The following is a 12,532-nucleotide window of genomic DNA, read 5'->3' on the forward strand; positions in this document are numbered from 1 at the left end:
CTGATATGTTCTAAATTGCTTTCCTACAGCGGGCAACCTGTGACATGGTCGGCCTGCTCTTTCGAATCGTCGGTTTTTCGGTTTTCTCGAGTCCCGCGAGGTGTTTTCGGTTGGAAGAGTGTCACCCTGTCGAACTCACGTTACATATTGATTTTCAACGTATAACTGTTTTCTAACAGGGTGACAGGGTCCGTAAAGTGTCACCCTGTCAGGCGCACAGCCCCTGCAGGAACCATTCGGGCGGCCCGCCGCGCCCGTCGCCCACGAGACCGTGGCGATAGATCCAGTAGCGGCGGCCCTCGCCGTCCTCGATCCGGTAATAGTCGCGCAGCCGCACGGTCGATTTCTCGCGCCACCATTCGGGCGCGATGCGCTCGGGGCCCTCGACGCGGGCGACTTCGTGGACCTGCCCGCGCCAGCGGAAGCGCTGCGGGAAACCGTCGGGGGTCGCGTAGAGCACCGCGATCGCCTCCGCGCGGTCGAGCAGCTTCAAGGGACGCTGGTGGAAAGCGAGTTGCCCCTGGCTCGCCGGTTCGGGCGCGAGCGGGGGCTGCCAGCGCTGGGCGCGCTCGGGGATATGGCTGGGGTAAGCGACCGGGCGGCGCACGGCCCTCTCGCCGAGCCGCACGGTCAGCCGGTCGACGCATTCGGCGAGGCTGGTGCCGTGCGCTTCGGCGGCGGCCTCGAAGTCGGCTTGCGCCAGCGGCAGAGCCTCGGTCCAGCTGGCCCTGAGGCGCAGCAACTCGATGCCGAAGCCGGCGTCGACGTCGTCGAGCTTGCCGGCGAACAGCCGGGCGATATGCGCCGGGTCGCGCGTCGCGGCGGCGAATTCGAGGCGGCGGACGATGACCTCGCCGTCGACCCGCCAGAGGCCCAGCTCGAGCCGCCGCGCTCCTTGCGCCTTGCCTTCGAGCTCGCGCGCCATGTCGGCGGCAAGGTCGCCGAGCACCCGGTCGAGCAGCGCACGGTGGCGGATCGGTTCCATCAGCCGCCGCTGGACCAGCGGATCGGGCGTGGCGACGACCGGCAGCAGCGGCTCGGGCGCACGGCCGAGCAGCTGGTCGAGCCGGAGCAGCGGATTGGCTTCGGGCGAGCGGCTGCGGAAACGCCGGTGCAGCGCGTCGCGGCCGATCGTGTGGAGCTGGCCAAGCCGCTTGAGCCCGAGGCGGCGCAGCACGGTGAGCACGTCGTCGTCGAGCCTGAGCGCGGCGACGGGGAGGTTGGCGAGCATATCCTCCCCGGGACGGGGAGGTGGCAGCCCGCAGGGCTGACGGAGGGGGTTCTCGTCCTCGAGCGGCGGTGCGTGCGGCGAACCCCCTCCACCGCGCTGCGCACGGTCCCCCTCCCCGTCCCGGGGAGGATTGGCAAGAATCGCCCTCCCCGGCCCGAAGTGCGCCAGCGCCCAGGCGGCGCCCGCGGTCGGGGCGATGGCGAGGCGTGCGGCCAGGCCGCGCTTGGCGAACGCCGCCTGCGCATCGGCGAGAAGCGGCGTCTCGCCGCCGAACAAGTGCCCGACCGCGCTGACGTCGACCAGCAGGGCGTCGGGCGCATCGAGCGCGCTCCACGGCCCCCAACGCTGCGCCCACAGGGCGAGGCTTGCAAGGAACGCAAGGTCGCCCGCCGGATCGCTCGGCGCGACCTTCAGCCCGGGGCACAGCGCCCGCGCATCGGCGAGCCGCATGCCCGGCCGCGCTCCCGCCGCAAGCCCGGCCTGGTTCGCCGCTTCGATCCGCGGCCCGTGCGCGGTCTCGGCGGTGAGCACCCAGGGTTCGGCGTCGGCGCCCTCCCCCGCCGTGCAGCCTTCAGCCAGCCGCCAGCGATCGATCGCCAGCCGCAAAAGCCAGATCGCCATGATCCGGCGCGGGGGCAATGCGATCGGCGGCGAGGACGTGTCCGTCATCGCGCAGGATCCATTCTCCAGGGGTATGGCCGCGGGCGCGGAACAGCTCGGCCTGCCAGCGCGGCGGGCCCGGCGCGAAGGGGTTCCAGCGCGGGCCAAGCGATGGCGCCGAGCGCACCTGCCAGCGCATCCGCGCCGAGCCCAGGTCGCGCGCCGCGTCGAGCCGCACCAGCACCAGCGGCACGCCGTGCTTCTCGGCCGCAAGGCTGAGCCGGCGCGAGGCGGTGAAGTCGAGCGCCTTGGGGTTGCCCGCCAGCTCGCCGATCACGAACGCCAGGTCGCGGCAGCGCACCCCTTCCTCGAGCGCGAACAGCAGGTCCTCGGGCGTCCTGGCGGCGACGTGGATCAGCCGGTGGCGCAGCGGCTCCGGTAAGCCGGGGCGATAGGGCCGCCCGCCGAGGCGCAGCGCGGCAGTGTCCTGCACCCACAGCACCGAGCGCTGGCCCAGCTCCAGCCCGTCCATCGCCAGCGCCAGCGCCGCGGCTGCCCCGCTCGCCTCGCGCGCCGACGCGAAGACCTCGCTGTGCCGCGCACCGCCAAGCCCCGGGCGCCAGCGCCCAGAGTGTTTCAGGGCCCGCTCGCCCAGCGGGGCAAGCTCTCCGGCCTTGATGAAAGCGGACAGGTCCATGACAGCGAATCGACTCCTATGTTCGCTTTATGTTCCCCTTCGTTCCGATTCGCAATCGTCGCATGGGCCGTCCGTTTCGACGCGGCCGGCGGGAACCGCGCACCGCGGCAAGCCGTTGTTTAGACACGATGCACGAGACGCGTTCGTCACGCGCGTAGGGGCCGTCTCCCGGGAGACGGCCCCGTTTCATGTGGGATCGGCGGCTTAGTCGGCGTGCGCCATGCCGTGTTTCATCTGGCTCGCGCGGTCGTGCCCCTTGCGGATCGAGGCGAACGACTTCTCGAGCAAGCCACGGCTCTCCGGCGACAGCTCGTCGTCCTTCATCGCGGCCTCGAACTTCTCCTTGATGTAATCCTCGCCGCGCTCGACTTCGTTGACGATCGCCTGCTCGTCGCGCCCGGTGATCGCCGACTTGAGATTGACCCAGCCGCGATGGGCGGCGCCGGCGGTCGAGCTTTCGGTTTCGGGGTCCCCGCCCAGCGAACGGACATGCGCCTGCAGGTCGGCTGCGACCTGGCTGCGCTCCTCCGCCATCTGGTTGAAGAACTGCTGGTGCGTGGAGTTTTCGCTGGCTTCCGCCGACTCCCGATAACCCTTCATGCTGTCGAGCGTGGTGGCGATAAGCGTATTGAGAACAGTGGTGTCGTGCGAATTGTCCATGAATGGCCTCCTTGATGGAATGTGTCCACCAAGCGCGCCAGCCCTTGTCCCGTTCCGTCGGTTGGCCGTCAACCCGACCAGCCGCACCGTGGACGGGCCTAGGCGCGCAGGCTCAGTCCATCCATTGCACGTCGGCGCCCAGCGCGACGAAATTGTCGACGAAATTGGGGTGCGCGCGGCGGATCGGATCGGCGTCGAGGATGGTCGATTCGCCTTCGATCGAGCTCGCGACCATCAGCAGCGCGATCGCCACGCGGATGATGTACGGGCTGGTGACCGTCGCCGGCGCCAGTTCCTCGCCGCCGAAGGTGATCAGGCGGTGCGGATCGCACAGCAGGGTATGGCCGCCGAACAGGCTCAGTTCGGTGTGCCAGGTCAGGCCGCCCTCGTAGACCTTGTTCCAGAACATCGTCTGGCCCTCGGCCTTGACGCCAAGAGCGATGAAGATCGGCAGCAAGTCGGCCGGAATGTAAGGCCAGGGGGCGGCCTCGACCTTGGTGATCAGGTGGGAGGTGAAGTTCTCACGCACCTTGAGCCGTTCAGGCGCGGCCAGGCGCGACCAGCCGTTCGCATGCTCGACGTCGGCGCCGAACTTGCCGAAGGTGCGGTCGATCAGGTCGAAGTGCTCGGGACAGCCGTTGCGCACCGAAATGTCGCCGCCGGTGACCGCTGATAGCGCGAGGAACGTCGCGATCTCATGGAAATCGTCGTTGAAGGTGTAGTCGGTGCCGCCGAGCTTGGTCCCGCCCTCGATCGAGACCATCGAGGTGCCCTTGCCGATGATCGTCGCACCGCACGCCTGCAGAAAGTCGCACATCTCCTGCACGTGCGGCTCGCACGCGGCGTTGACGATCTGCGAGGTTCCCTTGACGGTCAGCGCGCTGAGGATGAAATTCTCGGTCGTCGTGACCGAGGCGTATTCGAGCCACATCCTCGCGGCCTGGCCCTTGCCGGTGACGCGGAAGACGATCTCGTGGCCCGACTGGCTGACTTCGGCGCCGAACGCGCGGAACACCTCGACGTGGGGGTCGATCTCGCGGGCGCCGAGGGTACAGCCCTTGACCTCGTGCTCGAGCCGCGCCTCGCCGAGACGCTCGAGCAGCCCCGGAATCATCATGATCGACGCGCGCATGGCCTGCGGCAGCGTCGCCCGCGCGCCGGGGGGAATCGTCGAATGGTCGATCGTCAGGACCTTGTCAGCGCGGTCCCAGTCGACCGTCGAGCCGAGCTCGCCGAAGAAGCGCACGATCCGCTCGACGTCGGTGATCTCGGGCACGTTGCGCAGCCGGACCGGAGCGTCGGTCAGCAGCGTGGCGCACAGCACCGGCAGCACCGCGTTCTTGTTCGCCGACGGCTCGATTTGTCCCGTCAGCGGACGGCCGCCGCGCACCAGCAGCGAACTCATATCGTCATGTCCCGAATGTCCCTCAGTAACCCATCAACTTCAGCACTTCCTCACGGCTGCGCTGGTCGCTGCGGAAGATGCCCATGACCCGGCTGGTGATCATCGTAACGCCCGGCGTGCGCACGCCTCGCGCCGTCATGCATGCATGGCTCGCGTCGATCACCACCGCAACCCCACGCGGCTTGAGGTTGTCCCAGATGCATTGGGCAACCTCCGCCGTGAGCTTTTCTTGGATCTGCAGCCGCCTGGCATAGCCGTGGAGTACGCGGGCGAGCTTCGAAATTCCGACGACATGGTCGGTCGGCAGGTAGGCGATCGCCGCCTTGCCGATGATCGGCGCCATGTGGTGTTCGCAATGGCTCTGGAACGGGATGTCCTTGAGCAGCACGATCTCGTCGTATCCGCCGACTTCCTCGAACACACGGCTGAGGTGGATTGCCGGGTCTTCGGTGTAACCGAGGCAGTATTCCTTCCACGCGCGCGCCACGCGCGAGGGCGTGTCGACCAGGCCTTCGCGAGTCGGATCATCGCCCGCCCAGCGGATCAGGGTGCGGATCGCCTCCTGCACTTCGTCGGGTACCGGCGGCTTGCCGCGCGGATCGTCTTCGTCGGGACCTACCAGGCTGCTCATCGGCGCATTTCCGTTTCGTCTGCCATCGCGCTCTCGCGCGGGCTAATAGGCTGGCAAAACGGAAAAGACCACGCCCGGGCGCGATGCTAGGCTTTCGCTTCCTCGAGCCGTTCCGGCGTGACCTCCGCCTCAGCGCGCTCCGCCTGTTTGCGGCGGTCGAACACCGCCCGCATGTGCTGCTCGTCTTCCTCGGTGAGATAGCGCGCGTAATCGTGGAAATTCTCGCTCTCCTCCTCGTCGATGTGATGGAGATAACGATCACGCAGCGCCCTGAACTTGGTCATCCACGCGCCCGAGGACATCGGTGTAGCCGCGAGATCGTTGAGCAGCTCCTGGATTTCCTGGTGCTCGGCGACCGAATGACGTGTCTCGTCGGTAGTCTCGGGCTTGCGCATCATCGTCGAATAGAGCGCCTGCTCCTCGGCCGCGGCGTGGCTCTTGATCTCTCTGGTGAGCCGCTCGAACAATTCGGCGCGTTCCTCGCTCTCGCCCTGGGTTTCGCCAAGCGCGTCGAGCAGGTCACGATGAAGTTCATGATCCATGATGAGCCGCCCGAAGATGTCGAGACTGGATGTCATGTCGTGCTCCTGTTCGCGCTTTCATGACTTGAACAGGCGAACAACGCCGCGGTTCCGCCGCTCGGATGTTGGCGGGGCGCGGGCAAAGGCCCATATCGTCGACATGACAGGATCGCGTGACGCTATGCCCGAGAGCGGAGAGATGGAGGCAATGGCCCGCGCGGCGCTGAACGCGCTCCCACCTCGCTTCCGCGGTCATCTGGCCGATGTCGTCGTGCGGGTCGAAGAGTTCGCCACGTCCGAACAGCTCTCCGCGGTCGGTCTCGATGACAAATGGGAGCTCAGCGGTCTCTACGAAGGCCGCCCGTTGTCGGAACGATCGATCTGGGACGCCGCCGAGATGCCGGCTATCGTCACGTTGTTCCGTCAGCCGCTTCTGCACGAGTGGCGCACGACCGGCGAGCAGCTCGCCGAACTGATCACTCACGTTGTGGTCCACGAAATCGGACATCATTTCGGGTTCACCGATGAGACGATGCATCGGCTCGAGGACGGCGAGGACTTCTAGAGCGAACCACAAACGCACTACGCGGCTCCGCTGTGTGACTTTCAAGATTCTTAGGATTTTGCAGTTAGCTCCGTGGCGTCGGAGCCGATCGCCGGACCGGCCAGGGGATCTTGCGGTGCGAGCGTTTCTATCCGGAATTCGCGAAGGGATTGCCATCGACTGGCCGATTCTGGCCGGCGCCGGCGGCGTATGGTCCGCTCTCGTCCTGATGCTCGCCGCAAAAGGCGTCGACGGACTGCAAGTGTCGTCATACGCCGCCAACCTGCTGCTTTACCTGCTTGGGCTTGCGCTGATGGCGCTGTGGGTCGTCGGCACAATGCTCTATCGCGTCCGGCCCGACAGCCCGATCCGCTTCATCGCCTCGCTGGTGGCAAGCGGCGGGTGGGCACGCCGCTTTGCTCGCGGGTTGCCGATGCTGACGGCGCTGATCGTCTTCATGCCTGCATTCTCCGCGCTCAAGAGCGCGATCGCACGCTTTACGTCGTATTCCTGGGATCCAACGTGGATCGCGCTCGACAGGGTCATCCATGGAACCGACGCGTGGCGGCTCCTGCAACCGTTGCTCGGCTATCCGATCGTCACATCTTTGCTGTCGGTGGCTTATGTCTTGTGGTTCTTCCTGATCTACTCGGGAAGCATCTACTTCTGCTTCCTGTCCCGCGACGCCGAGCGGCGCGCGCGATATTTCATCAGCTACTTCGCCACCTGGACGGTCTGCGGCGTGTGCCTGGCGATCGCGTTCGCCTCGGTCGGCCCGTGCTTCGTCGGCCCGCTGATGGGCATACACACCTTCGACGCCCAGATGGCTTACCTCAATGCGGCGAATGAGCATTACCCTGTCCTGATCCTGAAAGCGGAAAGCTTCATTCTCAACGCCCAGATCCATGCCGATCACGGTCTCGGCGCCGGGATTTCGGCGATGCCATCGATGCATGTCGCAATGGCGCTGCTGTTCGCGCTCGCCATCGCGCCCGTGTCGAAGCTTGCGAGAATCGGCGGCTTTGCCTTTTTTGCGACGATCCAAGTCGCCACGGTGCACCTCGCCGCGCATTATGCGGTCGACGGCTATATGGCGGCCATCGCCACTCTGTCGCTGTGGATGTTGGCCAAGCCGCTGGCGCGATGGGTGACGGGAGGTTCGCGATTTGGCGCGATGGCCGCTGGTCCGGCGAGCGCGGAGCCCGCTGCCGCGTAGGCATCCATGTCGTGTAATGGCGCGCCCGGAAGGATTCGAACCTCCGGCCCCCAGATTCGTAGTCTGGTGCTCTATCCAGCTGAGCTACGGGCGCTAGGAGGGCGCCACATAGGGGGACGTCCGGAGCTTGGCAATCCCTTCGAGCAGCGTCCGGTCGATATCCGCCAGCGGCAGCGCGGCGGCTTCATCCGGCATGAACCACCCCCACGCCTGGCCTTCACGCGATTGCGGCTCGCCGCTCCATTCGGGGCAATCGTAAAGAACCAGAACAATCGCCGGTCCGTTTCGTCCCCCGCTTGTATCGGCAAAGCCCGCTGGAATCATTGCGCCTTCGTAAAGCGTCAATCCAAGCTCCTCGGCAATTTCGCGGCGTAGCGCAAAGCGCGGATTTTCGTCGCTTTCCACCTTTCCTCCGGGGAATTCCCATTGCCCCGCGTGCGGCTTGCCCGGGAGTGCCTGTTGCAACAGCAGCCGTGCGCGCCGGTCACGTATGAGCCCGGCAACCACCAGCAATCGTGTCGGATTCCTTTCCAAGCCGTCCCCGCCTTTGAACGATTTCTTAACGCTGCGCTGTCAGATCGGTTCACTGGCACCAAGATCGGGGGATCGGAAGCCATGAAATTGATGATGATCTTTCGAGAATTGGCGGCCGATGTTCGCGGCGCAACCGCGATTGAATACGGGCTCATCCTGGCGCTGGTGTTCCTCGCCATAATTGGAGCCGTTCAGGTATTCGGCCTCGAAGTCACCCAAATGATGAACCGCGTTTCGAGCACCTCGGTGACGGCGATGGCTGGCGCCTGAGCCTTCGACTACGGGGAAACCCAAGCCAGGCGAGTTAGGGAATTTTCAACACATCCGTTCTAGTCCCGTAATAGCTTGATCCGACGAAGACAGGGGGTCGAGCCGGGTACCGAAGATGAAACCAGGAGACTGACCATGAAGTTTTTCAAAAACCTGCTTCGTGACGAAGCTGGCGCCACCGCCATCGAATACGGCCTGATTGCCGCCCTGATCGCCGTTGCCGCGATCACCGCCATGCAGGGTCTGGGCACTCAGCTCTCGACGACCTTCAGCACGGTCTCGGGCCAGCTGTCGAGCGCCAACGCCGCAGCCTAAGCTGCCGCAAAAGTTGCAAGGAGGGCGGCGAAGCAATTCGCCGCCCTTTTTCTTTGTTCGCTCGGCTAACCTGTTCCGATCGTTCGAAACCTTCTACGTGCGACGCTTTCCTCTCGTGCGCCGCCGATCGCCGACCCCAAGGAAGTGATCCTCGCGCAAGCGCCGCAGCTGCTTGGCCGTCTTGCCGGACAGTGAATCCAGCTCGTCGGCCAAGGCATCGCCTAGCGCCCTGGCCGCGGCAGCCGGATCGCGATGGGCCCCGCCGACGGGTTCCTTGACGATACGGTCGATCACCCCGAGCTCCGCAAGATCCTGCGCGGTGACCTTCATCGCCTCGGCCGCTTGCGGGGCCTTCTCGGCCGTACGCCAGAGAATCGAGGCACAGCCTTCTGGCGAAATCACCGAATAGATCGCGTGCTCGAGCATCAGCACGCGTTCAGCGCTCGCCAGCGCCACCGCGCCGCCCGAGCCGCCCTCGCCGACGATCGTGGCGACCATTGGCGTCGGAAGGGCCAGGCAAGCTTCGGTCGATCGGGCAATTGCTTCGGCCTGGCCGCGCTCCTCCGCCTCGACGCCGGGGAATGCGCCCGAGGTGTCGACCAGCGTCACCACCGGCAGGCCAAAACGCCCGGCCATTTCCATCAACCGGATCGCCTTGCGATAGCCCTCCGGCTTGCCCATCCCGAAGTTGTGCTTGATGCGGCTTTGCGTGTCGTTGCCCTTCTCGTGTCCGATCAGCATGATCTTGCGTCCGCGGAAGGTAGCGAATCCGCCGAGAATCGCTTCATCCTCGCCGAACAGCCGGTCACCCCCGAGCGGCACGAACTCGTCGAACATCAACTCGACATAGTCGGTGAAGTGCGGCCGCATCGGGTGGCGCGCGACTTGGGTCTTCTGCCACGGGGTGAGCGCGGCGTAAGTGCTGGCGAGAAGATCGGCGCTCTTGGCTTCGAGTCGCTTGAGCTCGGCGGAAATGTCGACTTCGCCGCCACCCGAAGCCGCCTTGAGTTCGGCGATGCGCGCTTCGAGCGCCGCGACCGGCTTCTCGAATTCGAGATAGGAAATCATCGCGCGGCGCTAGTCCGACCGACGCCGTTCGGCAAGGGGATGGCGCTCGTTGACAAGCGCGACCAGTCGCGCCGCGTCGACGTGCGTGTAAATTTGCGTGGTGGCGATGTCGGCGTGACCGAGCAGCGTCTGCAGCACGCGCAAGTCGGCGCCGCCTTCGAGCAGGTGCGTGGCGAAAGCGTGGCGCAATACGTGCGGGCTGAGTTTCGCCGGATCGAGCCCGGCGCGCGCGGCGAGTTCCTTCAGGAGCTGGAACAGGCGTACGCGGCTAAGATACTTGTCGCGCGACGGGAACAGGAACTTGCCGCCCGCGGGCCGAAGCTCGAGCCAACGCGAGAGCGCCTGCCGCGCCCGGCCCGAAACCGGGACCATGCGCTGCTGCCCGCCCTTGCCGGTGATCGTCAGGAAAGGCGCATCACGCGGCACGGCGGAGAGGGGGAGCGAAACAAGCTCGGTGGCCCGCAAGCCCGAGCCGTAGAGCAGCTCGAGCAGCGCCAGCAGCCGCAGCGCCGAGGGGCGCTCGCTATCCGCCTCGAGCTCGGCGCGGGCGAACAGCGCTTCGACATCCGCGTGCGAGAGGATCTTCGGCAATGGACGCCGGGTCGCCGGCCGCGGCAACGCCGACGAAGGGTCGTCCTGCCGTTGTCCCTCGTCGAGCAAAAAACCGTAGAACTGCCGCAAGGCGGATGCCTTCCGTGCAACGGTCGAGGGCGCGAGGTCCGCCCAACGGTTGCCCAGCCTCGCCAGGCTTTCCCGGCTTGCCGTCGCCAGCTCTCCAAGCGTCTCCTCGGCGCCTTCCAGGTCGCGCCGGTAAGCCATCAACGTATTCGCTGCAGCGCCTCGCTCGGCGGCAAGCATGGCGAGGAAGGCGTCGACCGCCGCGCTGATCGGATCAGCCCCGCGCCACCGCTTCGGCGGCGATCATGCGAGCCTCGGCGTTGAGCCCGGCCTGATCGAGCGCACGAACGATATGGAACAGATGCCGCGCGGTCATCTTATCCCATCCGCTGCCCTGCATGCCGAGCCCGGCGAGGAGCGAGACGAGCGCGGGGTTGCGATACTGACCGGCGAGGTCGATCGCCTGAGTCCACTTCGTCTGCCCGTTGAAGTTGATGCCGAGCCGCCCCGCGAGGCCGTTCAGGTCTCCTCGGTCGAGCCGTCCCAGGCCGGCGAGCCCGGCCAGCAGGAAGCGCGACTTGCGTTGTTCCGGGCTGTTGTCGTCGCCGATGAAGCTCTCGACCGCGCTACCAGGCACCGCGCCCTGCCGCTGCGGCTGTGCAACAGCCAACAGCGCCCAAGCGAGGCTGCCTTCGTCGACTACCCGGCTCCAGGGCACCGCATTGCGGTCGAGCCCGGCGGCGAGCATCGAGGCGATGATCGACGCGGCATCGTTCGCCAGCTTCTTGTCGACCGGAAGCCGCGCGGCGGCATAAGCGGTAAGCACCTGGCGCCCATAGTCGGGCGTTCCGCCCCACAGCGACTGCATCGCGGAGAGGCGGGCCTGCGGATCGTTGGCGACATAGGCTTCCCGAAGTTGCCCGGCCTGGTCCTTGTCGTCGTCGGCGACGTCCGTATCGGCCCACAGCTGCGAGTAGAGGTCGACCATGGCCGCCGAAGACAGCACGCCGTCGCGCGCGGCGCGGTCGGCCGCGGCGGCGCGTCGGGCGAGCGGCGCCGCGGGATAGAACACGTCGCTGCGGAACAGCACCGACCCAGGGTCGCCGTGCAGACGGTCGGGTATCTCGATGCCGAGCGCTCGGGTCAGCGCGAGCCGCCACGGGGTCATTTCGTTGACGTCGTTCCACTCGATTGTCACCGCCTGCCGGCCCTCGCCCGCGGCACCGGCGAAGCGCTGCGCGAGCAAGACGTCGATCCGGGGGGCGATACCGCGCGACAGGGCGCGGTCGAGCTCCTGCTCGGCGCGCCGCGATTCGCCGCCGAACGCCGCGCAGATCGATCGCGTCATCTGCCATTCGGGCGTGGCGAGCAGGTCGCCCTTCAATTGCGCGACTGGGCAGATGCCGACGATATCGCCGGTCTGGAGATAAGCGTCGAACGCCGCCGCCGCGAGCGCCGGATCGTAGTTCGCCGAATCGACGTCCTGCACCAGCGCGCGCGCCGCGGCGCCTTCGCCGATCCGATCGAGCACCTGAGCGCGCAGCGCGGCGAACCGCACGGGGTCCATCCCCTGCGGCGCGTCCAGCCGGCTGGCGAGGGCGCGGCGCAGCAGAATGTGTCCCCAGCGCGAGACGAGCGGTCCCTTGGTGCCGGCGAGCGCGGCGTAGATCAGCGATGCGGGCTGCCCGGCCAGAGCGCGGCTCGGGAAGCCGCCTTCGGCAAGACCGATCACGCCGACCTTTTCCAGCGAGCGCTGGGCCCCGGGCGGGATGTCGTACTTCGGCTTGAGCCCGAACAGCTCGTCGAGCTGGTCCGGGTCCATTTTCTCGAGAACTTCGACCGGCGGCAGATTGGCCGGCAACGCGGCCTCGGGGCTTCCCGGTGCCGCGGGCGCACCCGGCAACGGCTGCGCGGACGGCCCGGGCGCGGCCGACGACGCGGGCGCGGCGGTGGCGCGCGGTGTCGGCGTCGGCGTCGGATTGTCGAACCCCGGCGGGAGCAACGATTCGGGCGCCGCCAGCGCCAGCGTCGAGCTGACCGCCAGCACGGTCCCGGCCAGCCACCATTGGCGCTTCACCGGGCGCCCTCCGGCAGCGGCACCGGCTGCTCGATCATCCGCTGCTGCTCGCGCCCGCCGTCGATCCACGCGAAGGCGAGCACGGCCACGATCAAAACGGCGAGTACGGTCAAGATCCGTTTGCGTCCCATCCGGCAATCCTTGC

Annotated in this window: 15 protein-coding genes and 1 tRNA gene; 4 read left to right on the top strand and 12 right to left on the bottom strand. The window is 66.8% G+C overall.

Going from position 1 to position 12,532, the window contains the following annotated elements; genetic code table 11:
• Window positions 1-208: 208 nt before the first annotated feature.
• The 6 genes from G7B69_RS02570 to G7B69_RS02595 all read right to left on the bottom strand — a co-directional run bounded on the left by G7B69_RS02570 (window position 209) and on the right by G7B69_RS02595 (window position 5,802).
• The gene (locus G7B69_RS02570) at window positions 209-1,852 is read right to left on the bottom strand and encodes a DUF6504 family protein (RefSeq protein WP_207785932.1); all 1,644 of its coding nucleotides are present in this window, start codon (window positions 1,850-1,852) and stop codon (window positions 209-211) included.
• Window positions 1,803-2,528 (bottom strand): hypothetical protein, encoded by a 726-nt coding sequence (locus tag G7B69_RS02575; RefSeq protein ID WP_243414998.1) that lies wholly within the window; start codon window positions 2,526-2,528, stop codon window positions 1,803-1,805. Before G7B69_RS02575 ends, G7B69_RS02570 begins: the two co-directional genes overlap by 50 nt.
• Before the next feature lie 204 nt (window positions 2,529-2,732).
• Window positions 2,733-3,188, bottom strand: a complete 456-nt coding sequence (locus G7B69_RS02580; RefSeq protein ID WP_166175795.1) for a ferritin-like domain-containing protein — start codon at window positions 3,186-3,188, stop codon at window positions 2,733-2,735.
• A 112-nt stretch (window positions 3,189-3,300) separates the two neighbouring features.
• On the bottom strand, window positions 3,301-4,593 hold the full coding sequence (locus G7B69_RS02585) for a UDP-N-acetylglucosamine 1-carboxyvinyltransferase (protein ID WP_166175797.1): 1,293 nt from the start codon (window positions 4,591-4,593) through the stop codon (window positions 3,301-3,303).
• Between the two features lie 22 nt (window positions 4,594-4,615).
• On the bottom strand, window positions 4,616-5,224 hold the full coding sequence (gene folE / locus G7B69_RS02590; RefSeq protein ID WP_166175799.1) for a GTP cyclohydrolase I FolE: 609 nt from the start codon (window positions 5,222-5,224) through the stop codon (window positions 4,616-4,618).
• 86 nt (window positions 5,225-5,310) lie between these two features.
• On the bottom strand, window positions 5,311-5,802 hold the full coding sequence (locus G7B69_RS02595) for a hemerythrin domain-containing protein (protein ID WP_166175801.1): 492 nt from the start codon (window positions 5,800-5,802) through the stop codon (window positions 5,311-5,313).
• Between the two features lie 124 nt (window positions 5,803-5,926).
• Between G7B69_RS02595 and G7B69_RS02600 the strand changes: the two genes are divergently transcribed.
• A complete protein-coding gene (locus G7B69_RS02600; RefSeq protein ID WP_243414999.1) occupies window positions 5,927-6,310 on the top strand; it encodes a metallopeptidase family protein in 384 nt (127 codons plus the stop codon).
• A 115-nt stretch (window positions 6,311-6,425) separates the two neighbouring features.
• Window positions 6,426-7,505 carry a phosphatase PAP2 family protein gene (locus tag G7B69_RS02605; protein ID WP_166175805.1) on the top strand — a complete coding sequence of 360 codons (1,080 nt, stop codon included), beginning with the start codon at window positions 6,426-6,428 and terminating at the stop codon, window positions 7,503-7,505.
• 17 nt (window positions 7,506-7,522) lie between these two features.
• Here G7B69_RS02605 and G7B69_RS02610 read toward each other — a convergent pair.
• Together G7B69_RS02610 and G7B69_RS02615 are read right to left on the bottom strand one after the other, a co-directional pair.
• Window positions 7,523-7,599 (bottom strand) — tRNA-Arg (locus G7B69_RS02610).
• Window positions 7,599-8,012 (bottom strand): (deoxy)nucleoside triphosphate pyrophosphohydrolase, encoded by a 414-nt coding sequence (locus G7B69_RS02615; protein ID WP_243415014.1) that lies wholly within the window; start codon window positions 8,010-8,012, stop codon window positions 7,599-7,601. Before G7B69_RS02615 ends, G7B69_RS02610 begins: the two co-directional genes overlap by 1 nt.
• Window positions 8,013-8,120: 108 nt before the next feature.
• Here G7B69_RS02615 and G7B69_RS02620 point away from each other — a divergent pair, with 108 nt between their 5' ends.
• Together G7B69_RS02620 and G7B69_RS02625 are read left to right on the top strand one after the other, a co-directional pair.
• Window positions 8,121-8,309: a Flp family type IVb pilin gene (locus tag G7B69_RS02620; protein WP_341479162.1), complete on the top strand. Its 189-nt coding sequence runs from the start codon at window positions 8,121-8,123 to the stop codon at window positions 8,307-8,309.
• A gap of 135 nt (window positions 8,310-8,444) precedes the next feature.
• On the top strand, window positions 8,445-8,624 hold the full coding sequence (locus tag G7B69_RS02625) for a Flp family type IVb pilin (protein WP_166175809.1): 180 nt from the start codon (window positions 8,445-8,447) through the stop codon (window positions 8,622-8,624).
• Between the two features lie 93 nt (window positions 8,625-8,717).
• Here G7B69_RS02625 and G7B69_RS02630 read toward each other — a convergent pair whose 3' ends face one another.
• Genes G7B69_RS02630 through G7B69_RS16910 form a run of 4 tightly spaced genes read right to left on the bottom strand, consistent with a single transcriptional unit; the run spans window position 8,718 to window position 12,518 of the window.
• A complete protein-coding gene (locus G7B69_RS02630; RefSeq protein ID WP_166175811.1) occupies window positions 8,718-9,692 on the bottom strand; it encodes an acetyl-CoA carboxylase carboxyltransferase subunit alpha in 975 nt (324 codons plus the stop codon).
• 9 nt (window positions 9,693-9,701) lie between these two features.
• Complete coding sequence (locus G7B69_RS02635) at window positions 9,702-10,580, bottom strand: tyrosine recombinase (protein ID WP_166176193.1); 879 nt, start codon at window positions 10,578-10,580, stop codon at window positions 9,702-9,704.
• A gap of 4 nt (window positions 10,581-10,584) precedes the next feature.
• Complete coding sequence (locus G7B69_RS02640) at window positions 10,585-12,387, bottom strand: hypothetical protein (protein WP_166175813.1); 1,803 nt, start codon at window positions 12,385-12,387, stop codon at window positions 10,585-10,587.
• Complete coding sequence (locus tag G7B69_RS16910; protein ID WP_279323136.1) at window positions 12,384-12,518, bottom strand: hypothetical protein; 135 nt, start codon at window positions 12,516-12,518, stop codon at window positions 12,384-12,386. The genes G7B69_RS02640 and G7B69_RS16910 overlap by 4 nt, the downstream gene beginning before the upstream one ends.
• Window positions 12,519-12,532: the final 14 nt, after the last annotated feature.

Origin of the sequence: Croceibacterium segetis (genome assembly GCF_011320115.1) — a bacterium.
In the GTDB taxonomy this organism is placed as follows: Bacteria; Pseudomonadota; Alphaproteobacteria; order Sphingomonadales; family Sphingomonadaceae; genus Croceibacterium_B; species Croceibacterium_B segetis.